The organism is Streptococcaceae bacterium ESL0729 (genome assembly GCA_029391995.1).
Taxonomy (GTDB): Bacteria; Bacillota; Bacilli; order Lactobacillales; family Streptococcaceae; genus Floricoccus.
Genome location: CP113924.1, coordinates 1,311,274 through 1,337,921 on the forward strand (window position 1 = coordinate 1,311,274; position 26,648 = coordinate 1,337,921).

The 26,648-nt window shown below is 41.7% G+C and carries 15 protein-coding genes; all 15 read right to left on the reverse strand.

Going from position 1 to position 26,648, the window contains the following annotated elements; translation table 11 throughout:
- Positions 1 to 60 precede the first annotated feature (60 nt).
- A complete protein-coding gene (locus OZX68_06515; protein ID WEV60567.1) occupies positions 61 to 4,452 on the reverse strand; it encodes a PolC-type DNA polymerase III in 4,392 nt (1,463 codons plus the stop codon).
- A gap of 81 nt (positions 4,453 to 4,533) precedes the next feature.
- On the reverse strand, positions 4,534 to 6,387 hold the full coding sequence (locus OZX68_06520; protein ID WEV60568.1) for a proline--tRNA ligase: 1,854 nt from the start codon (positions 6,385 to 6,387) through the stop codon (positions 4,534 to 4,536).
- A gap of 21 nt (positions 6,388 to 6,408) precedes the next feature.
- Positions 6,409 to 7,659, reverse strand: coding sequence for an RIP metalloprotease RseP (gene rseP / locus OZX68_06525; GenBank protein ID WEV60569.1), 1,251 nt, complete (start codon positions 7,657 to 7,659; stop codon positions 6,409 to 6,411).
- Between the two features lie 2 nt (positions 7,660 to 7,661).
- On the reverse strand, positions 7,662 to 8,837 hold the full coding sequence (gene dxr, locus OZX68_06530) for a 1-deoxy-D-xylulose-5-phosphate reductoisomerase (GenBank protein WEV60570.1): 1,176 nt from the start codon (positions 8,835 to 8,837) through the stop codon (positions 7,662 to 7,664).
- Positions 8,838 to 8,855: 18 nt separating this feature from the next.
- Positions 8,856 to 9,650, reverse strand: a complete 795-nt coding sequence (locus tag OZX68_06535) for a phosphatidate cytidylyltransferase (protein ID WEV60571.1) — start codon at positions 9,648 to 9,650, stop codon at positions 8,856 to 8,858.
- The gene (locus OZX68_06540) at positions 9,651 to 10,409 is read right to left on the reverse strand and encodes an isoprenyl transferase (protein WEV60572.1); all 759 of its coding nucleotides are present in this window, start codon (positions 10,407 to 10,409) and stop codon (positions 9,651 to 9,653) included.
- Between the two features lie 79 nt (positions 10,410 to 10,488).
- Positions 10,489 to 10,851 (reverse strand): preprotein translocase subunit YajC, encoded by a 363-nt coding sequence (gene yajC, locus OZX68_06545; GenBank protein ID WEV60573.1) that lies wholly within the window; start codon positions 10,849 to 10,851, stop codon positions 10,489 to 10,491.
- Between the two features lie 61 nt (positions 10,852 to 10,912).
- Complete coding sequence (gene tgt, locus OZX68_06550) at positions 10,913 to 12,058, reverse strand: tRNA guanosine(34) transglycosylase Tgt (protein WEV60574.1); 1,146 nt, start codon at positions 12,056 to 12,058, stop codon at positions 10,913 to 10,915.
- Positions 12,059 to 12,237: 179 nt separating this feature from the next.
- On the reverse strand, positions 12,238 to 13,464 hold the full coding sequence (locus tag OZX68_06555; GenBank protein ID WEV60575.1) for a hypothetical protein: 1,227 nt from the start codon (positions 13,462 to 13,464) through the stop codon (positions 12,238 to 12,240).
- Positions 13,465 to 13,641: 177 nt separating this feature from the next.
- Positions 13,642 to 17,259: a DNA-directed RNA polymerase subunit beta' gene (rpoC, locus tag OZX68_06560; GenBank protein ID WEV60576.1), complete on the reverse strand. Its 3,618-nt coding sequence runs from the start codon at positions 17,257 to 17,259 to the stop codon at positions 13,642 to 13,644.
- A gap of 108 nt (positions 17,260 to 17,367) precedes the next feature.
- A complete protein-coding gene (gene rpoB, locus OZX68_06565; protein WEV60577.1) occupies positions 17,368 to 20,991 on the reverse strand; it encodes a DNA-directed RNA polymerase subunit beta in 3,624 nt (1,207 codons plus the stop codon).
- A gap of 319 nt (positions 20,992 to 21,310) precedes the next feature.
- Entirely contained in the window at positions 21,311 to 23,191 is a 1,881-nt protein-coding gene (locus tag OZX68_06570) for a peptidase M13 (GenBank protein ID WEV60578.1), read from the reverse strand.
- A 105-nt stretch (positions 23,192 to 23,296) separates the two neighbouring features.
- Positions 23,297 to 23,896 (reverse strand): anaerobic ribonucleoside-triphosphate reductase activating protein, encoded by a 600-nt coding sequence (gene nrdG, locus OZX68_06575; protein WEV60579.1) that lies wholly within the window; start codon positions 23,894 to 23,896, stop codon positions 23,297 to 23,299.
- Entirely contained in the window at positions 23,877 to 24,041 is a 165-nt protein-coding gene (locus tag OZX68_06580; protein WEV60580.1) for a hypothetical protein, read from the reverse strand. Before OZX68_06580 ends, nrdG begins: the two co-directional genes overlap by 20 nt.
- A gap of 89 nt (positions 24,042 to 24,130) precedes the next feature.
- Positions 24,131 to 26,308, reverse strand: coding sequence for an anaerobic ribonucleoside-triphosphate reductase (gene nrdD / locus OZX68_06585; GenBank protein ID WEV61394.1), 2,178 nt, complete (start codon positions 26,306 to 26,308; stop codon positions 24,131 to 24,133).
- Positions 26,309 to 26,648 lie beyond the last annotated feature (340 nt).

A 26,648-nucleotide genomic window follows, 5' to 3' on the forward strand; every position in this document is an offset into this window, starting at 1 on the left:
ACGTTGATTTACATAAATTTTCAAGTTCTTGTTCATTAAAGTTTGGTTAAAATTTAGCCCTTAAAATAAATCATCAAAGAGGCTCAATTGATTATCCTCAGGCATGTTACCAAGAATGCCCATTTCATCCATCTTTTCAACCAAGGTTTGAGAGACTCCTGCCCTTTTCCTTAGTTCGGTTTTTGACAAAAACTCTCCATCTTGCCGAGCTTGGACAAGTTGGTGGGCTACTGATTCACCTAGACCATCCATGGCACGAAAAGGAGGAATGAGGGTATCTCCTTCGATAATGAAGTTTGTAGCATCACTTCGGTAGAGGTCAAGCTTGCCAAATTTAAGACCACGCTCAAGCATTTCATTACAAAGTTCAAGGGTTCCGTAAAGATCCTTTTCGACCTTTGTGGCCTCATATCGCTTGTCTTTCTCCCGAATTTCAGCCATCTTGCCCTTAACAGAGTCAGGTCCCTCACCCATGGTCTTAAGGTCAAAGGCCTTGGCCCTGATTGAAAAGTAGGCTGAGTAATAGAAGATTGGATAATGAACCTTGAAGTAGGCTACCCTAAGAGCCATGAGAACATAAGCTGCCGCATGGGCCTTGGGGAACATGTATTTAATCTTACTACATGAATCAATGTACCATTCAGGTACCTTGTTTTCCCTCATGGCAGCAAGGTACTTATCCCGCTCTGCTTCATCCATCTTATTCCAGGCACCCTTACGCACTCTTTCCATAATATTAAAGGCCATACCCTCTTCAAGACCTGCATGGATGAGATAAACCATGATGTCATCCCGACAGCCGATGACCTCACTTAGATTGGCTGTATTTGACTTGATTAGCTCCTGGGCATTTCCCAGCCAAACATCTGTCCCGTGGGATAGTCCTGAAATCTGTAAGAGCTCAGCAAAAGTTTTGGGTTTAGTTTCTTCAAGCATCCCACGCACGAAGCTTGTCCCAAATTCGGGAACTCCAAAGGTCCCTGTTTTGGAAAAAATCTGCTCAGGCGTTACTCCCAAAACCTCAGTCCCAGAGAAGATTTTCATAACCTCTGGATCATCTGGTGGAATAGTTGAAGGGTCAATGCCAGATAAATCCTGGAGCATCCTAATCATGGTTGGGTCATCATGCCCCAGAATATCAAGCTTTAGAATATTGTCATGGATGGCATGGAAGTCAAAGTGAGTGGTTTGCCACTCGGCATTCTGATCATCTGCTGGATACTGGACAGGTGAGAAATCATAGACATCCATATAATTAGGAATTACAATGATCCCCCCTGGGTGCTGGCCTGTTGTCCTTTTAACCCCAGTACTACCTTTTGACAACCTATCAATTTCAGCAGCCCTGTAGTATTTACCATAATCCCTTTCATAGCCCTTAACAAAGCCGTAGGCTGTTTTATCGGCAACCGTACCGATAGTTCCTGCCCTAAAGGCATAGTCACGACCAAAAATATCTCGGACGTCAAGGTGGGCACTAGCCTGGTCCTCTCCTGAGAAGTTCAGATCAATATCTGGAACCTTGTCCCCATAAAAACCTAGGAAGGTTTCAAAGGGAATGTCTTGTCCGTCCTTATTAAGCTTGGTCCCGCACTGGGGACAATCCTTTTCTGGCATGTCATATCCTGATCCGTACTGTCCTTCATCATAAAACTTAGAGTACTGGCAGTTTGGACACATGTAGTGGGGGGCTAAAGGATTAACCTCAGTAATCCCAATCATGGTGGCTACAAAACTTGATCCAACTGACCCACGACTTCCGACCAAATAACCCCGGTCATTAGAACGCTCAACCAGCTGTTGGGAGATTAAGTAAATCACGGCAAATCCATTACCAATAATACTATTAAGCTCTTTTTCAATCCTCAGATCAACCAAATCTGGGAGGGGATTACCATAAAGGGCGTGGGCTCTTTCATAGGTAAGTCTTGCGACTTCTTCTTCTGCTCCTTCAATATAAGGGGTATAAAGGTCACTTCTGACTGGAGTTACCTCTTCAAAGCTATCAGCCATCTTTTGTGTATTTTCAATTACAAGCTCACGTGCTAAATCTTCTCCTAAAAATGAAAATTCATCAAGCATTTCATTGGTGGTTCTAAAATGAACCTCTGGAAGATCTGCTGGCATGGCCTTTTCCCCGCGGCCAATAGGCCTATTAATCATGGCTCCAGGTCCAAGGGACCTTACAATTATCTCCCTATAAAGGGCATCGGTCTTATCCAGATAGTGGACATTACCTGTAGCAAGGACTGGTTTTCCTAAGGTCTTTCCAACCTTAATCAGCTGCTTCAAAATATCCTGAAGCTCCATCTCATCCTTGATGGTCTCCTTGGCTATCAAAGGTTTATAGGCAGCTGGTGGCATAATTTCAATGAAGTCATAAAAGCTTGCTACTTCTAAAGATTTTTCAAAACTCTTAGTTGTAACTGTATCAAACACCTCACCCTCAGAACAGGCAGAGCCCACCAAAAGTCCTTCCCTATGACTTTCAAGGACACTTTTAGGAATCCTTGGAACTCCTTCAAAGTAATCAACATTTGAGTATGAAACAAGCTTAAAGAGATTTTTAAGGCCTGCCTGAGTCCTGGCATAGATTGTCGCATGCTTAATTCGGGCCTTTTTATAGGAATCCTTAGCTACTACCTGGGTATTCAACTCAGAAACCTTGGTCACACCAAATTTTTCAGCCACATCCCTCAGGAAGATAAATAAAAGTCTGCCTGTAGCTTCAGCATCATAGTTGGCCATGTGGTGGTGGTCTAGGGCTATTCCAAAACGTTTGGTCAAGGGTCCCAAACCATGACGTTTGTATTCTGGGTAAAGATTTCTTGCAAATTCAAGGGTATCAATTACTGGCTGAGTAATCTCTGGTAGATTATGGCGGGCATAGTTGATATTCATGAAGCCCACGTCAAAACTTGCATTATGGGCCACTAAAATAGATCCCTGGCAGAATTTTTGAAAGTCTTCAAGGACTTCCTTAAGTGGCCTTGCATTCCTCACATGGTCGTCTGTAATTCCTGTCAATTGGGTTGTAAATTCACTTAAAGGATGCCCTGGGTTAATAAATTCATCAAATTCTTCAATGACATTACCCTTATACATTTTACTAGCAGCAACCTGAATAAGTTTATTATAAACTGCTGACAGTCCTGTTGTTTCCACGTCAAAAACCACATAGGTTGAATCACTTAGACTTGAGTCGTCTTCATTGTAGGCAATGGGCACTCGGTCTTCAACAAGATTGGCTTCAACCCCGTAAAGGATCTTAACTCCATTTCTTTTTCCAGCACTATGGGCTTCGGGGAAACCTTGAAGGCCAGCATGGTCTGTAATGGCGATGGCCTTATGACCCCATTTTGCTGCCCTTTCAACCAAGGCTCCAGCTGATTCAATAGCGTCCATAGTCGACATATTGGTGTGAGCATGAAATTCGACCCGCTTTTCATCATCAGGCATAAGATCCATCCTGGCCTTCTTTTTGACCTCAATTAAGTCCTGGGCTTCAAGGACCAAGTCCCTGGTAAAGGTATTCATGACAACATTCCCCCGGGCCCTAACCCACATACCAGTCTTTAATAGATCAAAAACCTTGGCCTCATCATCAGTTCTGGCCCACTTTTGCACGACAAATGATGAGGTATAGTCGGTCATCTTAAAAATTAAAAGATGGCGACCATTTCTAGTAGTTTTCCTTTCGACATCAAAAACATAACCTTCAAAAATTAGGCGATTTTCCTCAGTTGTAATTTCAACCATTTGAGTTAGGAGTTCATTTGACTTAATCTCCCGGCCCATCTGAAAAATTGTAGGATCAAGGCCCTTCTTATCTTTTTTACTGGCACTAGAAGCTTGGACTTGCGGCTGGCTGGCCACCTGATTTTTAATCTTTTGCAGCTGGCTATTAGTCGCCTCAGTTACCTGTTTTTCATGCTTTTTGGCAAGCTTCATCGACAGGTCCAAATCGACCTTAGTAAAAATTTTTATGTCCTTAAAACCAAAATTTTTATAGGCAGCTTCCATTAAGGGTATGTACTTGTCTTCGAAATATTTAAGGTTGGTCAGGTCTGCCGTTACCAGATAGGTTCTTGAGTCTTCTGAGTAAAGCTTGTAATTTTCAAAGATATTTGAAAATGACGGACTATTACATCCTTCTTCAGCAAAAATCAAGGGATAGTAGTCATTTAGATCATCATCTGAAAAGTCAGCATCTTGCGTTAAAATAGTTAGTTTAATCCTTGCAATATTACTAAAGGCTTCTTCCAAATGTCCCCTTAAGCTTCTGTAATCCTGAACCCTTAAGGGTCTTTTGAAGCTTAGGTAAAAATGCCATAAATTACTAATCGTGTGAACTTCAACGTTTGCAATATCGGCACCTGAAAAATCAGCTGACTGCCTAATCTCCAAGGGAAGATTTATCTGATCCATCAACCTTTCAAAAAGTTCATTCATTTATTTTCCTCATATAAAGGCAAGAAAGAGCTAAAAATAATTATCTTATTACTTTTAACTCTCCTTACTTATTTACTTATATTACTTATTTAAAATCTTAATTGTATCGATCAACTCATCCTTATTAATCTCAATGGTTTCACCAGTTGAGCGGATCTTAACTTCAACAATTCCTTCATTTGCTTTTTTACCAACGGTAACACGCACTGGAAGTCCAATCAAATCACTATCAGCGAACTTAACCCCTGCACGTTCATTACGGTCATCAACTAAAACTTCATAACCAACCTCGCGAAGCTTGCTTTCAAGTTCATTAGTTAATTCAGCTGCAACCTCATCCTTAGTATTGACTGGAATCAAATGAACGTCAAATGGTGCAAGCCCTTGTGGGAAGTTAATTGACCAGCTATATTTGAAATCACCCTTTGGTGTCTTTTCAACGTAAACACGGGCAAATTGTTCAAGAATAGCTGAGAGCATACGGCTGACACCGATACCATATGAACCCATAATGATTGGAATTGCACGGCCATTTTCATCAAGAACCTTAGCATCCATTGACTCACTGTAGCGAGTTCCAAGTTTAAAGATATGACCAATTTCGATACCACGGGCAAATTTTAAGTTACCACGCCCATCAGGTGACACTTCACCTTCTTTGGCTGTACGAAGGTCAACATATTCTGAAACTTCAAAATCACGGTCACGGTTGGCATTAATATAGTGGAAGCCATCTTCATTTGCTCCAACTACAACATTATCCATCACTTCAATTAGGCGGTCAGCAAGGACGTAAGTATCCTCCTTAAGACCAACTGGTCCAAGAGAGCCAAAGTGAGCTCCAAATAGCTCAACTGCTTCATCTTCTGTTGCCGGACGAAGATCACTTGCTCCCAAGTGGTTAGTAAGCTTAACTTCATTTAGCTCATCATCCCCGCGTAAAAGAATCACGACTGGTTTTTCATCGGCTACAAGAAGTAAGGTCTTAACAGTCGACTCAACTGGGACATCCAAGAAGGCTGATACTTCATCAATTGTTTTGGCATCAGGAGTTGCTACTTTCTCAAGTGAAAGGGGCTCAGTGTATGAATTTGATTTTTTAAATTCACTTGTTGCCATTTCAAGGTTAGCAGCGTAATCTCCGCCGTCAGCGTAGACGATAGTGTCTTCTCCCGCAACCAACCATGAAGTTAACTCTTCCTTGATATTGTTAAGAACATCTTCAGGAATCTCATCAAGGGAGCTGATACTTTTATCAAGGATTAGCCACTGGTCAAGATCGGTACGGCTTGGAGTGATAGCCATGAATTCCTGGCTGTCCTTTCCTCCCATAGCTCCCCCGTCACCAATAATTGCCTTAAAGTTCAGACCAGCACGGCTGAAGATATTTTCATAGGCCATCTTGTAGTCGTTATAAGTTTCATCCAAGCTATCATAGCTTGAGTGGAAGCTGTAACCGTCTTTCATGATAAACTCACGACCCCTTAAAAGACCGTAACGTGGACGTTTTTCATCCCTGTATTTTGGCTGAATTTGGTAGATGTTTAATGGTAATTTCTTGTAAGAGGTGATTTCATCTCTTACAAGGGCTGTCATTGTTTCCTCATGAGTTGGACCCAAGATAAAATCTGAGTTATCACGATTTTTAAGCTTGTAGAGGTCTTCCCCGTAAGTATGGTAGCGGCCACTTTCCTTCCATAGGTCGGCTGTTAAAAGGGCTGGTACAAGAAGCTCAACTGCTCCAATGGCTTCAAATTCTTCACGTAGGATATTCTTGAATTTCTCAAGGACGCGGTTGGCCAAAGGCAGGTATGAGTAAATCCCTGCTGAAATTTGGCGGATGTAACCTGCACGCACCAAGAGAGCGTGGCTAATTACCTGGGCATCACTTGGCATCTCCCTTAAGGTTGGGATTAGCATTTTTGATTGTTTCATGTCTATAGTTCCTTTCACTTACTAAAATAGTCTCATAAAGTCATTCCAGGTTACAGCAATCATCAGGATAATCATAAAGACCATGGCTACTGCTGTAATTATTCCTTCTTTTTCAGGGCTTATCGGTTTCTTGCGGATGGCTTCAATTATGTTAAAGACAATTTTACCTCCATCAAGAGCTGGAATTGGAATTAGATTAAAGATTCCAAGATTAATTGATAAAATGGCCATAAATTTAACAACTGTTGAAAGACCAGCCTGGGCTGCTGTCCCACTCATTTGATACATGGCAACTGGACCACCCAACTTATTGATATTAGGTTTTACTATCAAGTCTCCCAAGGCCTTAATAATGGCTGTAGAAGCACTTAAAGACTCGCTAAAACCATAGCTTATCTTATCCATAAATCCTGTTTTAATGTGGGGAGAAAGTCCCACCAAATAACGGTCATCAACCTTTTTAGGGGTAATTTGAAGCTCTTTACTTTGGCCATCTTGAATGACGTCAAAGGTCAGGCTACTTCCATTACCTTCCCCAATATTTTTGGTCAAATCATCCCAGTTTGAAATGGAAACACCATTAATTTTTTCAATGTAAGCTCCACTCTCAAGGCCTGCTTGAGCTGCAGGAGAGTCACTTGCCACCTCACCAATTTGGTTGGTTGAAAGGTCTTGAACACCTCCAGCCAGGAAGGCTGCTAGGATAAAGGCAAGAATTCCCAAAATAAAGTTATTCATGGGCCCTGCAAAGTTTGTCATCAAACGTCCAGGAAGACTGGCATTTTGATATTGAACGTCACTTGGGGCAATCCTAACCTCTGTCCCGTCAGCTTCAACAATAGTCGCATCATGGTTTACCGGGTAGGTTCTTTCGTCTCCTGCAACCTCACCTGTAATGGTGAGAGCATTTTCAAAGTCATAGGAGGTTACAAACATAGGAAGCTCTTCCAAGTAACCTGCCCCCTGCCTCAAATTAATCCTTGTCACCTGCCCGTCAATAAGGGTTAACCCAAGAGGGGTTCCTGTTTTGATTTCTGTATCATCATCACCCCAGCCAGCCATGCGGACATATCCTCCAAGAGGAAGCATTCTGATGCTGTAGGCCGTTCCATCGCGACCAATATGACCAAATAATTTGGGGCCCATGCCAATTGAGAATTCTCTGACAAGGATACCAGCCTTTTTGGCAAAGTAAAAGTGACCAAACTCATGAACGATTACAATTACACCAAAGATTATAATAAATGTAACTAATGTCTTAATAACTTCCATTTCTAACCTCCTTGAGATTCAAAGCCTAGATCTCCACTTTCAATCCATTCCTTGACTAACAGCCTTGTTTGCTGGTCAATTTCGATTAATTTTTCAAGACTCAACTGGTCTACTTCTGTGTGACAGGCGACTGCCCTTTCAATAACAGCTTCAATGTCTAAAAACTCAATTTGACCTGCTAGAAAGGCAGCTACTGCTATTTCATTTGCTGCATTGTAGACAGCAGGGAAGCTTCCGCCAAGGCGACCAACCTTAAAGGCTAGGGCAAGCATGGGAAATCGCTCGTAATTAGCTCTTTCAAAGTGAAGGCAAGCCATGTCAGCCAAGGAAAAAGCTTTCTCCTTAACCAAGGGTTCGTGCTTGGGATAGGTCAGGGCATACTGGATGGGCTGCCTCATGTCACTAGCTCCAAGTTCTGCAAACATGGCTCCGTCGTGAGTAGTTATAAGAGAGTGGACAACACTTTCCCTGTGCATGAGAACATTGATTCGCTCGTAGTCAAGATTGAAAAGGTGATGGGCTTCAATTACTTCAAGACCCTTATTAACCATGGTGGCACTATCAATTGTAATCTTTGCTCCCATGGACCAATTGGGATGGTTTAAGGCATCCTCAACGCTAACTCCAGTAAGTTCTGAGCGTTTTTTATCTCTGAAACTTCCTCCACTGGCTGTTATAGTTATATCCCTTAGGTCAGAATTTTTCACCCCTTCAAGGAGTTGAAAAATGGCCGAATGCTCACTATCAACAGGAAGTATGTTCACCTCACGCTCCCTGGCTGCTGGCATAATAAAATCTCCAGCAACAACCAAGGTTTCCTTGTTAGCGATAGCAATATCTCTTCCAAGTTCGATGGCCTTCATGGTCGGAAGAAGACCAACACTTCCCATAACAGCATTTAAAAGTAAGTCATAGTCGATTTGAGCAAGTTGAACCAGCCCCTTATCACCATAAAAAACCTGTAAATCGGGGTAATCATTTTTTAAAAGATTTGCATTTTCCTCTGATTGAGTTGCTACATAGCTTGGTTTAAAATAATCAATAATATTTCTGGCTCGAGCCATATTTTGCCCAAAACTTATGGCAACCAGCTCAAATTTATGGGGATTATTTTCAATTATATCCAAGGTGCTTGATCCAATTGATCCTGTAGCACCTAGTAAACAAATTTTTTTCATTGCTTTCATATCCTAATCTTAAAAAAGACCAAAAAGGTGCATGATGGGAAAGACAAATAAAAGACTGTCAAAACGGTCTAAAATCCCCCCGTGACCAGGCAAGATATTACCTGAATCCTTGACCCTATACTGACGTTTGATTGAACTTTCAACCAAGTCTCCAAGCTGAGCTACCACACTAAAGATGATGGTTAGGAAAAGAAGCTTCCCTAGGGAAATATTAGGTGCATACTTGGAGAAAATGATGGCCATAAGAAAGCTTGTAGCTACTGCCGATAAAATTCCACCAAGGGAACCCTCAACGGTCTTATTAGGAGAAATTGATGGAATTAGCTTGTGCCTACCATACTTACTTCCAAAGAAATAAGCACCGATATCAGTTGCCCATACGATAAAGAGGGCTAAAAATACAACAAATAAACTATTCAATCTAGCATTTAAAAGACTCTGAAAACCAATTCCAATATAAAAGGCTGATAGGAAGGGAAAGCCTATATTTTCATACTTGTATTGACCTTTTGAAAAGACCATACCAGCCAGCAGGCTAAAAATAAAGAAGGTAAAAAGCATGAGCTGACTGTCAACCCCAAGTTTTGGAAAATAAGTATTCATAGGAAGAACTAAGGAAAGACTGGCAAGAGAAGCTAGGCCTCCTTCAAGGGATAAGAAGGGGATACCTGCCATCTTGAACAGCTCACTAAGAGCTATAACAGCAAGGGCTGCTACTAGAAGGTTTAAGATTAAACCACCTTTTAAGAGGGCTAGAATAAAAATCCCTCCTGCTACAAGTCCAGTAATAACTCTTTCTCTCATCTACTTAAGTCCTCCGTATCTTCGATCACGTTTTTTATAAACTTCTACTGCCCGTTCAAGCTCGGCCTCATCAAAGTCTGGCCACAAGGTGGGTGTAAAATACAGCTCACTATAGGCTGCCTGCCAGGGTAGAAAATTACTAAGCCTCTCCTCACCACTTGTCCGAACAATAAAGTCAGGATCCCTATAAGCTTCAGGCAAAATGGCTGTCTCAAGATGCTTGGAAATCAAATCTTCATTGATATCGTCCAAATTAATGCTTCCATCTTTTACAGCTCCTGCAATTTTTTTAAGAGCCTGGGTAATCTCATTACGGCCCCCGTAGTTAAGGGCAAAATTTAAAATCATCCCAGTATTATCCTTGGTATCAAGGCTTGCCCTATCGATGGCATCAAGGGTTGCCCTTGGAACACCTTGTCTTTCCCCAATCATTCTAATTTGGATGTTCTCCCGGTTTAAGACAGGGACAAACTTCTCATAAAAATCAATGGGAAGACTCATGATAAACTTAACCTCAGCATCAGGTCTTGTCCAATTTTCGGTTGAAAAGGCATAGACTGTCATGACCTTAATTCCCATTTTTTGGCCGTGAATGGCTGCCCTTTGAAGGGAATCCATTCCTGCCTTATGACCTAAAACCCTAGGTTTTCCCTGTTTTTTAGCCCATCGTCCATTCCCATCCATGATGATTCCTACATGATTTGGAACAGGGATATCAGCCAAATTTTTTATATCTTTATTTTTAAATAGATTTAACATAGTCGCTCCATACATTTAATATCCTATTTTACCATAATTAAATTATTTTTAATACAGATAAAAAAGGGCCTAGGCCCTCTTATTTGTCTTCTTCGATTGGTGTATCGTAAGGTCTTTGGCTTTCTTGATCAGCTTTTTCTTCGCTGTCAGCTACAAACTTTTCAGCCTCAGCTTGAATCTCAGCTGGCTCTTTTACAGTTTTAATAGCAGACTTGTCAAAGGTTAAGATAACACCTTCACAGTCAAGTTCAATAGTTCCAAGGTCATTATTAACAGCAAATAAAGTACCGTGAAGTCCTCCAATTGTTACAATTGAACTTCCAACCTTCATGCTATCAAGTAAGTTTTTACGACTTTCTTGAGCTTTCTTTTGCTGTCTTGAGGTCATGAACATCATTCCCCCAACCATGACTAACATTACTAAAATAAATGGGCTACCCATATCTACCTCCGATTTTTATGTTGCTTTCTACAGTTTACCAAATTTCTTGGCCTTTAACAAATTAGAATTGCTTGGCATTTTCCTTGTTGTAGCCATAACGCTCACAAAAGTCCTCCCTAAACTCAAGAAGGTTGTCGTCCATAATGGCCTTGCGAACCTGTTTCATAAGGTTTAAGAGGAAGTGAAGATTGTGAGTTGAGGTTAAACGCATACCAAAGGTTTCATCACACTTGATTAAATGACGGACGTAAGCTCTTGTATAATTTTGACAAGTATAGCAGTCACAGTTTTCATCAATTGGCCTAAAGTCTTCAGCAAATTGAGCATTTTTTACAACCAAGCGTCCATTACTTGTCATACAAGTTCCGTTCCTTGCAATCCGGGTCGGTAGGACGCAGTCAAACATGTCAATTCCGCGGATTACACCATCAATTAAAGAATCCGGTGCTCCAACTCCCATTAAATAACGGGGTTTATTGCTAGGCAGCATGGGAGCTGTAAAGTCAAGAACAGCATTCATCTCCTCGTGACTTTCACCTACAGCAAGACCTCCGATTGAATAACCTGGAAAATCCATGCTAATTAAATCTTGAGCTGACTGACGGCGAAGGTCCTCAAACCCTGCCCCTTGAACAATCCCAAAAAGACCCTGGCGATCTGGATTTTCGTGGGCACGAAGCCCCCTTTCAGCCCAGCGGCTGGTTCTTTCAATTGATGCCTTAACATAGTCATAAGGCTGGTAGAATTGCGGACATTCATCAAAACTCATCATAATGTCGCTCCCTAGATTGTTCTGAATCTGGATGGCTTTTTCAGGACTTAGGAAAAGTTTTTCGCCATTTAAGTGGCTCTTAAAATTAACTCCTGCTTCTTCAATATGGCGACTTTCAGCCAGACTGAAAACCTGGAAGCCTCCTGAATCAGTCAAAATTGGTTGGTCCCAGTTCATAAACTTATGGAGACCACCAGCTTTTTTAACTAGCTCATCACCAGGACGTAGCCACAAGTGATAGGTATTGGCAAGAATAATCCCAGATCCCATGGCCTTAAGCTCTTCTGGGCTTTGAGTTTTAACAGTTGCTAGCGTTCCAACTGGCATGAACATGGGTGTTGGAAAAGTCCCGTGGGGGGTTATAATCTCTCCCAGACGGGCTCCTGTATGTTTTTCCGTCTTAATCAGACGATATTTTATCGGTGAATCCTTCATTTTTCCTCCGGCTCTTGAAAAAACAGTTCAAGGCATTTTTTTATAGCTTCTTACTTAGCTACAGCTCTACTATTCTAACAAATTTGACTTGGGCCGTAAAGATAATAAGAGATTAATCACCTGACTTTAACCTGCTTGAAACATTTAAAATAAAATAGTATTTTAGTGGCTTAGAAGGCTTAGGCAGGAATTTCCTTCATACTTAATATTAAAGCAAAGGCAAGGACTACTAAGACTCCCAGACAGATTGCTGCAGGCATGATTCCAAGGGAGCTTGCTACTGCAACGAGGGCGATGGATAAAAGTCCTGGAAAGACCACTGTAATGGTTGAAATAGCTGATTGAATGGCTCCCATAGATTTTTCTGGAATTAGGCTAAAAACTGCCTTTTGCAACCTAGGGCTTAAAACTCCAACTGAAAGGGCATTTCCAAAGGCCCCAACTACAACTAAAAGAAAGTTTTGACTGATAAAGCCAAAAATTATCAAAAGCTCCATCAGTTGACACAAGTAGATTGAACTTCTGGTTGTCATCTTCTTTAAAAGTGATCCACTAAGGAAACCACCAAAAACTAGACCCAAAAGCTCAAGGACTGTAAGAAGAGCAATAGCTTGACCATTTTCAAGGCCATAAAAATTGCTATCTAAAAGCAGGAGAGTCGATAGAGGAACTAGGATACTCATAACAGCCTGGCTAATGGAAAGAATTCCCAAAAGCTTAACCACATCACTTAGGCCAAATAATATCTTTAGTGACTCTTTCAAGTGCTCCAAAAATCCCCTGGCACTCATGGGACGGCCTGATGGAATCTCTGCTTCATACTTGCTTAAATCTTTTTTAATCAAGAGAATACCCAAAAATACTAGTAAAAAGGTTAGGGCATTAATGACCGCAAAATGACCAATACTGATAAAGCCGATTAGAAGGCCACCCATAAGATTTCCTACCATCCTAAAGAGGCTTGAGCTGGCCTGCTTAAAGCCCATGGCTTGAGTCATATCATCACTTATGATTCGCATATAAATGGGAGTTAGCATGGCTCCAGAAAAGGTACCCAAGGTATCCGACACTAGATTAATTCCACAAATTAGAAAGACCGATAGAAGGCTAAACTGACTGCCCAGAAGAATCAGGGCCACACCAGCATAAAGGACAAATTTGGCAAAGGCAATAATGGTATATTTTTTTATCCTATTTTTTTGAAAATCTGCTGCAACTCCTGTAAAGATTTGAATAATCTGTGGAATTGTCTCTGAAATGGTAATCAAAAGGACAGCCAGGGGAGCAAACCTATAGTCTGACACATAATTAATAAAGGCCAGATAAAACATGGTATCCCCAAGTACTGAAATCCATTCATTTATCGACATCTGCCTAAAATCTCTATTTTTTAGAAATATATTCATCCACTAATTCCCCTTTATTATAATTTATTATAAAAATAATACCATTTAAGAAGGATACTTCCAAAAATTTACTGGAAACTTCCATTATATGAGAATTTCCGCAGCCAATAAAAAAATACCCAGGAATTAACCTTGGGTATTTTTTATTATTTGTTAAAAGTTGGTGGAAATTAGCTGTTATTCAGTAACTTCAACTACTTCTAAGACTTCTTCAGTTGCTGGTACATGAGCTTGTGGCTCGATGTTACGGTAGCGCTGCATACCTGTACCCGCTGGGATAATCTTACCGATGATAACATTTTCCTTAAGACCAAGTAGGTGGTCTTTCTTACCGCGGATGGCAGCATCTGTAAGGACACGAGTTGTTTCCTGGAATGATGCAGCTGATAGGAATGAGTTAGTTTCAAGAGATGCTTTTGTAATCCCCATAAGGACTGGACGTGATGTCGCAGGGACTCCACCCTTGATAAGAGTGTCTTCATTGGCATCAGAGAAGTCTGAGATGTCCATAAGTGTTCCTGGAAGAAGGTCAGTGTCCCCTGGATCCATAACGCGAACCTTACGTAGCATTTGACGAACCATAACCTCAACGTGTTTGTCGCCGATTTCTACCCCTTGAGAACGGTAAACTTTTTGTACTTCTGCAAGTAGGTAAGTTTCTACAGATAGGGCGTCACGTACTTGTAGGAGGTGTTTAGGTTCGATTGATCCTTCAGTAAGTGGAGCACCACGGTGAACAAAGTCCCCAACTGCAACCTTCATACGAGATGTGAATGGTACAGTGTATGTACGTGTATCAGTTTCACCTTTGACAGTTACTTCCTTAGTACGTGTGCTTGCTTCTTCAGTGATTTCGACAACTTCACCTGTAACTTCAGTGATGATTGCTTCCCCTTTAGGATTACGAGCTTCAAAGATTTCCTGGATACGAGGGAGACCCTGAGTGATATCTTCACTTGAGGCAACCCCACCCGTATGGAAGGTACGCATTGTAAGCTGTGTTCCTGGCTCCCCGATTGATTGGGCTGCAATTGTACCAACTGCTTCACCAACTTCAACGGCATCACCTGTTGCAAGGTTGACACCATAACAGTGTTTACATACACCGTGACGAGTACGACAGGTAAATACGCTACGGATTTTGACTTGTTCAATACCAGCTTTCACAATAGCAGCTGCAATATCTTCTGTAATCAGCTCATCCATACCAATGATTACTTCACCAGTTTCAGGATTAGTTACAGTTTGTAGAGTATAACGTCCTGCTAGACGCTCATCAAGTGGTTCAACCATCTCTTTACCGTCAGTGATAGCACTGATGATAAGTCCGCGGTCAGTTCCACAGTCATCTTCACGGATGATTACGTCTTGGGCTACGTCTACTAGACGACGAGTCAAGTAACCTGAATCGGCAGTCTTAAGGGCTGTATCGGTCATACCTTTACGAGCTCCGTGAGTAGAGAAGAACATCTCGAGGACTGAAAGACCCTCACGGAAGTTTGAGATGATAGGAAGCTCCATAATACGTCCATTTGGAGCGGCCATAAGTCCACGCATACCGGCAAGCTGTGAGAAGTTTGAGATGTTACCACGGGCCCCAGAGTCCATCATCATAACGATTGGGTTCTTAAGGTCTTGAGTTTCAATCAGACGTTTTTCAAGCTCTTCTTTAGCTCCACGCCAAACGTTTGTTACAGCTTGGTAGCGTTCGTCATCAGTGATTAAACCACGACGGAACTGAATGGTGATTGTCTCAACTTTTTCATGGGCTGCATCGATGATTTCTTGTTTTTCTTCAACGACTGGGATATCTGCGATACCCACTGTAAGACCAGCTTTTGTTGAGTGGTGGTAACCTAAATCTTTCAGACGGTCAAGCATTTCAGAAGTTTCTGTAGTGCGGAAACGTTTGAAGACTTCAGCGATTACATTACCAAGATATTTTTTCTTAAATGGTGCTACAAGGTCAAGATTTTCGATTGCTTCCTTAACATTTCCTCCAGCAGGAACAAAGTAACGGTCATCTGTTTGACTTGTTAGGTTGTCCATTGTTGGCTCATTTAGGTAAGGGAACTCTGTAGGCATGATTGCATTGAAGAGAATCTTACCAACAGTTGTAAGTAGGATTTTACCTTCTTGATCTTGTGTCCAAGGTTTTTCAAGTGAGTTAGTTGCGATACCAACACGTGTGTGCAGGTGAACGTAACCATTACGCCAAGCAATGATTGCTTCATCAGGATTTGAGAAGATCATTCCTTCACCTTCACGTCCTGCTTCTTCCATAGTTAGGTAGTAGTTACCTAGGACCATATCCTGTGATGGAGTTACTACTGGCTTACCATCTTTAGGGTTAAGGATGTGTTCAGCAGCAAGCATAAGGATACGAGCTTCAGCTTGAGCTTCTTCAGAAAGTGGTACGTGGACGGCCATTTGGTCTCCATCGAAGTCGGCATTGTAGGCCTCACATACAAGTGGGTGAAGGCGGATTGCACGTCCGTCGATAAGGACTGGTTCAAAGGCCTGGATACCAAGTCTGTGAAGGGTAGGGGCCCTATTAAGTAGAACTGGGTGTTCCTTGATTACATCTTCTAAAACATCCCAGATGTCTTCGTCCATACGCTCAACCTTACGTTTAGCCGCACGAACATTGGCTGCCATTTCACGTTTAACAAGTTCAGCCATAACGAATGGTTTAAATAGCTCGATTGCCATCTCTTTTGGAAGACCACATTGGTACATCTTAAGAGTTGGACCAACGACGATTACTGAACGTCCTGAGTAGTCAACACGTTTACCAAGCAAGTTTTGACGGAAACGTCCTTGTTTACCTTTAAGCATGTGGCTTAGAGATTTAAGCGGGCGGTTACCTGGTCCTGTAATTGGACGACCACGGCGACCGTTGTCGATTAGGGCATCAACTGCCTCTTGGAGCATACGTTTCTCATTTTGAACGATGATTCCAGGAGCGTTAAGCTCAATCAGACGTTTAAGACGGTTGTTACGGTTGATAACACGACGGTAAAGGTCGTTAAGGTCACTTGTGGCAAAACGTCCACCATCAAGTTGAACCATTGGACGTAAATCTGGTGGAATAACTGGAAGTACATCCATTACCATCCAGTCAAGCTGGTTGTCTGATTTACGGAAGGCATCAAGAATGTCCAGACGACGAACAGCCTTAACACGTTTTTGTCCGCTTGCTGTTTTAAGCTCTTCTTTAAGCTCAACAATTTCACGGTCAAGGTCAACGTCCATAAGTAGGTCTTGAATGGCTTCAGCACCCATCTTAGCAACGAATGATCCGTAGCCGTATTCCAGCATTTTTTCGCGGTATTCACGTTCACTTAGAAGAGTTTTCTTCTCCATTGGAGTGTCTTTTGGATCGATTACCACGTATGAGGCAAAGTAGATTACTTCCTCAAGGGCACGTGGGCTCATATCTAGGGCAAGACCCATGCGAGAAGGGATTCCTTTGAAGTACCAAATGTGGGTTACAGGAGCCGCAAGCTCGATGTGTCCCATACGTTCACGACGTACTTTAGCACGGGTAACTTCTACCCCACAGCGGTCACAGACGATACCCTTATAACGGATACGCTTGTATTTACCACAGGCACACTCCCAGTCTTTTGTAGGACCAAAGATACGTTCATCAAATAGTCCTTCACGTTCTGGTTTTAGTGTACGGTAGTTGATTGTTTCTGGTTTTTTTACTTCACCGTATGACCAAGTACGGATTTGGCGTGGTGAAGCCAGAGATATTTGCATACTCTGAAATTTATTAACATCTACCAAGATTTTTTCTCCTAGCTATATAAAACTTGATAAAGGGCATCTGTGCCCTTTATCAACGTAAGTTCTCAAAATCTATATTATCTATTTTTACTAAAGTTAAAGTATAACTTACTTGCCATCTGCATCAGATTCAAGTTCGTTTGCTTGTACTTCCTTGATTTCTTGAGCAGCCTTTAATTCTTCTGCAGCAAGGTTTTCAGCACGTAATTTTTCTTGTTCCTTACGGGCTTTTTCAAGGGCATCAACGTGGATTCCATCATCTTCATCATCATCAAGATCACGAAGTTCAAGTGTGTTATCCTCATCATCAAGTACTTTCATGTCAAGACCTAGTGATTGTAGCTCTTTAACAAGTACGCGGAATGATTCAGGAACACCTGGACGAGGGATGCGTTCACCCTTAACGATTGCTTCATATGCCTTAGTACGTCCTGTAACGTCATCTGACTTGTAGGTCAAGATTTCCTGTAGGATGTAAGCAGCTCCGTATGCCTCAAGGGCCCAAACTTCCATTTCCCCGAAACGTTGTCCACCAAATTGAGCTTTACCTCCAAGTGGTTGTTGGGTAACTAGTGAGTAAGGTCCTACGCTACGAGCGTGGAGTTTATCGTCAACCATGTGGTGAAGTTTGATCATGTACATGACACCAACCGATACACGGTTGTCAAATGGTTCACCAGTACGTCCGTCGTAAAGGACAGTTTTGGCGTCATCTGCCATACCAGCTTCTTTAACTGTGTTCCAGATGTCGTCATCATTTGCTCCGTCAAAGACTGGAGTTGCGATGTGGATTCCTAGTTGGCGAGCAGCCATTCCTAGGTGAAGCTCCATAACCTGTCCGATATTCATCCGTGATGGCACCCCTAGAGGGTTAAGCATGATATCGACTGGAGTTCCGTCTGGAAGGTAAGGCATGTCTTCAACTGGAAGGATGCGTGATACAACCCCTTTGTTTCCGTGACGTCCGGCCATTTTATCCCCAACGTGGATTTTACGTTTTTGAACGATATATACGCGAACCAGCATGTTAACACCAGTTGCAAGCTCATCCCCATTTTCACGACGGAAGATCTTAACGTCGTGGACGATACCGTCAGCTCCGTGAGGTACACGAAGAGATGTGTCACGTACTTCACGTGATTTCTCACCAAAGATTGCGTGAAGGAGGCGTTCTTCTGCAGAAAGTTCGCTTACACCTTTTGGTGTAACCTTACCAACTAGAAGGTCACCTTCTTTAACCTCAGCACCAATACGGATGATACCGAATTCGTCAAGGTTCTTAAGGGCTTCTTCACCAACGTTTGGTACTTCGCGAGTAATTTCTTCAGGCCCAAGCTTTGTATCGCGTGTTTCTGATTCATACTCTTCAATGGCAATAGATGTATAAACGTCATCTTTAACCAGACGTTCACTCATGATTACGGCATCCTCGAAGTTATACCCTTCCCATGTCATGAAGGCAACTAGTGGGTTTTGACCAAGGGCCATTTCTCCATTTTCCATAGATGGGCCGTCAGCGATAATCTCACTTGCATCTACCTTGTCTCCAACCTTAACAAGAGTACGTTGGTTGTAAGAAGTTCCTGAGTTTGAACGACGGAACTTAGTTACGTTGTAGATATCAAGTTCTCCAGATTCACGGCGGATGCGGATTTCAGCAGCATCAGCGAACTCAACAGTTCCTGCGTGTTTTGAAATCAGAGCCGCTCCTGAATCGTGGGCTGCTTGGTGTTCCATACCAGTTCCGATGAATGGTGCGTGTGGATCAATAAGTGGTACTGCCTGACGTTGCATGTTCGCTCCCATAAGGGCACGGTTTGAGTCATCGTTTTCCAAGAAAGGAATACAAGCTGTCGCAACCGCTACTACCTGTTTAGGTGATACGTCCATGTAGTCAATAAGTTCAGTTGATACCTCAATATTGTTACCTGTGTGACGAGCCATTACAGTATCATTTGCAAAAGTTCCATCTTCATTAAGTGGAGAGTTTGCCTGTGCTACTGTGTAGTTATCTTCTTCATCAGCTGTTAGCCAGTGGATGTCGCTAGTTACAAGACCTGACGCACGGTCAACCTTACGGTATGGGCTTTGGATGAATCCGTATTTGTTGATTTTTCCGTAGCTTGAAAGGTTGTTGATAAGCCCGATATTTGGTCCCTCAGGGGTCTCGATTGGACACATACGACCATAGTGGGTGTAGTGTACGTCACGAACTTCATATCCAGCACGGTCACGTGTAAGACCACCAGGCCCAAGGGCTGATAGACGACGTTTGTGCGAAAGCTCTGAAAGCGGGTTATGTTGGTCCATGAATTGTGAAAGTTGAGATGACCCAAAGAATTCTTTGATTGCAGCTACAACTGGACGGATGTTAAGTAGAGCTTGAGGAGTCATGTTCTCATTGTCTTGACTTGACATACGTTCACGGATAACACGTTCCATACGGCTAAGACCGATACGAACTTGGTTTTGAAGTAGTTCACCTACTGAACGGATACGACGGTTACCAAGGTGGTCGATATCGTCAACCTTACCAATGTTATCATTTAGACCAAGCCAGTAGTTGATGCTTGCAATGATATCAGCTGGGGTAATTGTACGAACTTCAGAGTCAATTTGACCATTACTAATCACGTTAACCACACGTTCTGGGTCAAGAGGTGAGTAAACTTTAACTACTTGAAGGTTAACAGCTTCGTTTAATACTGCATCATCTGACGGGTAGTAAGTAACTGTAGCTAAACCATTATCAAGAGCTTCAGTGATATTATCAAGAACTTCACGAGTTACAAGAGTATCAGCCTCAACTAGGATTTCTCCTGTTTCTTGATCAACTAAAGGTTCAGCAAGTGTAAGACCTAAAAGACGGTTCTTAAGAGCTAGTTTTTTGTTTACCTTGTAACGTCCAACTGGTGCTAGGTCATAACGACGTGGGTCGAAGAATCTTGCCACAAGAAGGTTACGAGATGAGTCAGCAGTTTTTGGTTCACCTGGACGGATACGGTCGTAGATGTCTTTAAGAGCTTCTTCAACACGAGTGTCGTTTTGATTCTTGTGGATGTCTTTTTCGATTGTGTTACGAAGGATTTCTGAGTCCCCAAGAATCTCAAAGATTTCTGAATCAGCACCAAACCCTAGGGCACGCATCATTACTGTAAATGGTAGTTTACGAGTACGGTCAATACGAGCATAACCGATATCTTTAGCATCTGTATCAAGTTCGAACCAGGCACCACGGTTAGGGATGGCAGTGTGGCCATATCCAACTTTACCGTTTTTATCTACTTTATCGTGGAAGTAAACACCAGGGCTACGAACCAACTGACTCACGATGATACGTTCAGCTCCGTTGATAACGAAGGTTCCCATTTCAGTCATAAGTGGGAAGTCACCAAAGAAGACTTCCTGAGTTTTGATTTCTCCAGTTTCCTTATTAATAAGGCGGAAGGTTACAAAGATTGGTGCTGAGTAGTTTGCGTCATGAGCACGAGCTTCTTCGATTGTATATTTAGGCTCACGCATTTCATAACCAACAAACTCAAGCTCCATTGTATCTGTGAAGTTATTAATTGGAAGCATTTCTTGGAATACATCCTTAAAGCCTTCATCAAGAAATTGCTGGTAGCTATCTGTTTGGATTTCAATTAAATTTGGCAAATCAAGAACTTCTTTGATTCGCGAAAAACTGCGTCTTGTACGGTGTTTACCGTAGGCAACATCATGTCCTGCCAATGTAGTTTCTCCTCTTTCCTATTTTACAAATCATTGCTTATAAATAGTTATTTTAAAGTAGTCTGAAAATTTAGAAGGTTTAAGTTTCAGTAACTTAGCCTGAAAAATAAGGTCTAAAACGGCAAAAAAAGCAACGGTCAATTCCTTCACCGCTGCTCACTACACCCGTATGGACAATATTTCATACCAGGTGTACCGACAAACTATTTCTTTCCATTATACACTAGTTAGTATTAATGTCAAGCTTTTTTTATATTTTTTTACATTTTATTTTTGATAAAAATACTCTGATAAAAGTTCCTCATAAATAGAAAGCTTTTTACCAAATTTTAACCCTATCTTCTGGGGCCCGCCACATAGAGTCTCCTTCTTTAACATCAAAGACTTCAAAGAATTCGTCCAGGTTGGTTGGTTGGACATTTGCCCGAAGTTTGGCTGGAGCATGGACATCAGAGCTTAATAACATTTGTGTGTATTCGTCCTTGGCTTTATTCCGCCAAACGGTAGCCCATTGCTCAAAGACCTCACGCAGATTAGCATCTGGCTCCAGCTGGCTTGCTGTCATGGCTGCTGTAAGCCCTCCAGCATCTGCGATGTTTTCACTAACAACAAGGGTTCCATTAACCTTGCCACCTGCAATCTCAAGTCCTTCAAACTCATCAATCATCAGCTTTTGCTTCTCTTCAAAGGCCTTGAAATCTTCTTCAGTCCACCAATTTTCCATGTTACCGAATTTATCAAAGAGAGCACCATTATTGTCAAAGGCGTGTGAGATTTCATGAGCAATAACAGCTCCAATCCCCCCGTAATTTTGACTACTGCTTTGACTTACACTATAGAAAGGTTCTTGGAGAATAGCTGCTGGGAAGACAATGGTATTACTGTCTGGACTAAAGTAGGCATTTACCATGTGAGCTGGCATATGCCATTCAGTCTTGTCTACATCCTCAGAGTATTTTTCATAGTGCCTACGAGTGCGGATTTTGCTAAAGCCTTGAACATCCTCATAGATACTAGCGTCTCCTACCCTAAATTTGTTGTAGATTTCAGGTAACTTGTCTGGATAGCCAATAAAAACTGTCATGGCATCAAGTTTTTCAATGGCCTTACCAATTGTTTCCTTAGACAACCAATTATTGTCACTTAGACGCTCCTGGTAGATTTTAATCATTTGAGCAGTCATACGTTTAACATCCTGCTTGGCCTCTTCACCAAAATACTTATGACCATAATAAAGTCCAACTGCTTGAGAAAATTGCCCTGTCGCAAGGTCATAGGCATGTTTTTCCTGGCTACGGGCCTCAGAAATACCGCTTAGGAAACGACCAAAGGCTCCACCTAAAATTCGAAGATCATCTGATAGGTAACCTGTCGCAGATCTCGCTGCCATAACAAGCATGTATGACTTGATAAGTTCAAAATTTTCTTCATTTACAAGGCTATTAAAGTTTTCAAAGAACCTTTTCTCATAAACAAGAACTCGGTCAGGAAGCTCCCCAATCAGCCCTCTCATTAAGCGGTCGAAATCAACTGTTGTAAGCTTACCTACAAATTCGCCAATCTCTACTGGATTATAAAGATCTGCATATTTAGCCCACTCCTCACTTGTATTTACATAAGGAACCAAGAGAGAATCAAACTTCAATGTATCATCAGCTAATTTTTCAGCCCTGTTCTGGTCATAGCCAAACTCCTTTAAAATATCAATGGTATTTTGACGGTAAAAGGCTAAAAGTTCATCTTTTCTAGGATGATTTTCTGCGTAATAGCTTGTATCAGGCAGGATGAGTCCAACACTTGAAAAATATAAGGCATTATGGATGGCATCCTTCATATCAGGAGATACTGAAAGTCCAAAAGGCGGTGTTGTACTTGAATTTAAAATAAGATCTGCCAAATTTTCATCAAAATCAGCAAAGTCTTTAATTCCTTCAATTCGGGCCAACTCAGCTTTTACAGGCTCCACTCCAAAATTCTTACGAGCTTCAAAATCTCCTGCTTTTTTATAAAATTTAATAAATTCATGCATTACAGGCTCTGCAAAATCAACAGGACCTGAAAAATCTTCCATGAGGGTTTTCTCATTATTAATCACCAGCTCATCAAAGGCAGACATTCTTGGTTTGTCACTTGGAATCTCACTTTTTTCCAACCAATCCTTGTTAACTGCTTCAAATAAATCATCTTGTATACGAACCATATCTTCCTCCTTTATTTTAATAGTATTGTATCAAAAATTCTGAATAATTTCTAAACTTATAGAGACTATAGAAAAAAACACCCGTACTTTAAACGAGTGTTCCTTTTATAATAATTTATTGCGGTCAACCTGCTCAAAGCTTGTACTACCATCCTTCAGTTTATCCCAAAGAATAAGGCGCCCTGCTTCAAGTGATTTTTTTACATCAATAATCCTTTGATTGCTTGATCCCCTAAACTGAAGAAGAAGATTCTTTTTATTAATATCAAAACGACCATCGACCAAAATATCAATATTCTCCAGTAATTCAAGTTTATCCGTGCTATCAAGTGCGAGCTCCTCCCAGGTATAGCCTGTCCATGACCAAATATCCTTTTGAGGAAGCTCCCTTCTGATTCTTTTAACCAGTGGAAGAACTACGCCTGTGTTCAAAAAGGGTTCACCGCCAAGAAGGGTCAAGCCCTGAACATAAGATTCTCTCATGTCAGCCATAATCCTCTCCTCAATCTCCTTAGTATAGGGGCTACCGAAGCGGAAACTTTGAGCACTTGCATTATAACAGCCCTCACAGGCGAAAGGACAACCCGATACATAGAGACTATTTCTCACACCTTCGCCGTCAACAAAGTTAAAGGGCTTATAATCAGCTATGTAATTCTGGCTTAAATCTTCTGCTAGCCACTCTTTAGGCTTTGGATTCTTCATTAGCAGCTTGTCCTTTTTTACCAGCTAAAAATTTAGCACGCATCTCTAAAATTCGAGCCTGCTTGTCTGATTTTACATTAGAATGTTTCTCGTGGAACTTTTGATTTTGAGCACGTCCCTTGTCATCTAATTGATATTTTCCCATAACTACCTCCTTATCTTTTTTTAATACTTATTCCTAATTTTCTAAGGTTCTATTAATTAATGTTCTATTTTAGATAATTAACCAACTAATTAATCAGCTAAAATATGGCCAACTGAACCGTTCATATGCTTAACCCGGCTGCTGATTTCCTTGTGGCGACCATTCACCATTGGACGAGCCTGAGGATTCCCCAGGTAACCGCAGGTTCTTTTAACCACATCAACTGTTGCAGGATTTGAATTACCGCAGTTAGGGCATTTAAAGCCTCGCTCAGTTGGTGCAAAATCGCCCTCATAATGACATTCATAGCATTTGTCGATTGGAGTATTGGTACCAAGGTAGCCAACTCGGTCATAGGCATAGTCCCAAACAGCTTCTAAAGCCTTTGGATTCTGCTGGAGCATGGGGTATTCACAGTAGTGAATGAATCCGCCACTGGCATAGACTGGATAGTCTTTTTCAAAGTCCAGCTTCTCAAATGGGGTTGGGTTCTTTCTGACGTCATAGTGGAAACTATTTGTATAGTATTCCTTGTCTGTGATGTCTTCAATGACACCAAATTTTTCCGTATCAAGCTTGCAGAAGCGGTCAGTCAGTGACTCTGAAGGAGTTGAGTAGACTGAGAAATGGTAGTCATACTCGTCTGACCAGGCTTCAGCGGTCTGCTTCATTAATTTTAGGATGTCCAGGGTAAACTCTTTAGCCTCAGGATTCGACTCCCAGTTCCCCCCGTAGAAGACTGTCGCAACCTCATAAAGCCCAATGTATCCCATGGAAACTGTAGCCCTGCGATTTTTGAAGAGCTCATCAACTGAGTCTGTTTTAGCCAAGCGTCCTCCGAAGGCCCCATTTTGGTAAAGAATCGGAGCATTGGCTGGGCTTGCTTCTTTGACGCGTTCAATCCGGTAGACAAGGGCATCACGCAAGATGTCCAAACGTTCTCCAAAAATATCCCAGAAACGGTTCATGTCACCTTTTGATTCAAGAGCAATCCTTGGCAAGTTAAGGGTCACAACCCCCAGGTTCATGCGGCCTTCAACCTCATCTTCACCCTGGTCATTCTTCCAGCCCTGTAAGAATGACCTACAACCCATTGGAACCTTGTAGCTGCCTGTGAGCTCAACAATCTTGTCATAGCTTAAGACATCTGGATACATGCGTTTTGTGGCACATTCAAGAGCTAGCTCTTTGATGTCATAATTGGGCTCGCCCTCATGTAGATTTAGCCCATCTTTTAAAGTAAAGATAAGTTTTGGGAAGATGGCTGTCCGTCCCTCGCGGCCAAGTCCCTTTAGTCTGATTTCTAAAATGGCCCTTTGAATCTCACGGGCAAACCAGTCTTCTCCCAGACCAAAACCTAAAGATGTAAATGGGGTTTGACCATTTGATGTAAAGAGGGTGTTAATCTCATACTCAAGAGACTGCATGGCATCATAGATGTCTTTTTTAGTCTTGGCATAGGCATACTCTTCCTGACGGTCTTCTGCTACCCACTCGCGGGCATCAGCCAAGTGTTTTTCAAAGTTCAATTTGGCGTAGGGAGCAAGTAGTTCGTCAACCCGGTTGGCTGAACAGCCCCCATACTGACTTGAAGCAACATTTGCGATGATTTGGCTCATCTGAGCTGTTGCCGTTTGAATCGACTTGGGTGATACCACCTCAGCATTACCAATGTTAAAGCCGTCACGAAGCATGCCCTTAAAGTCAATCAAACAACAGTTGGTCATGGGCGTATACGGATGGTAATCAAGGTCATGGTAGTGAATATCACCCTTTTGGTGGGCATTGGCCACATGACTTGGCAAAAGACGCAGACCAATTGACTTACCAACAATCCCCGCCGTCAAATCCCTTTGGGTGTTAAAGACATCACTGTCCTTGTTGGCATTTTCATTGACCACAGCCTGATCCTTATTTAAAAGTTTATCAATGGTAAAGTTAATGTCAGTTGCCTGCTTACGAGCCTCATCTTGTTTAATCCTATAGGTCCTATAGGATTCATACAGATTGAACTCTCCATTTTCTTTAAGAATTCTTTCAATGAGGTTTTGAATTTCAGAGACTTCAATTTGCTGACTAGAATTTGTGGCAAGATCTGATAAGATGCTATCAAGCAGCTGGCTGACTTTAGCTGATTCATCTCCACCTTCTATTTTACTAGCCTTAAGTAGGGAATTGTAGATTTTTTCAACTTCAAAATCAAGCACCCTACCATCACGCTTAATAACTTGAATTTCCATAATTTTTTCATCCTCTAATTTTTCAATTAAATCCATTTGGCTCTCCTTGTATAGATTTAAGTATAACAAAATAATATTTAATTTCAATCTTGACTACCACCATATATTGTGTTATTTCCGTCCTAAAACAACATCTAACACTATATGTAGTATCTATAAGACAAGATGCAAAAGTCTTAATTCATCAAAAAAACTTGTCCAAGCTTGATTATAACTTGATGGATTATCTGGCTTATAGGTCAATCGAAAGTGCATTGAGCTGATTTTTTAACCAGGAAAATCCAGGATTTCAAGATATGCTATGTCCCAGAAAAAACAGTGACACTTTAATATATGAGAAACTTATGATAGAATGAACATGAATTTT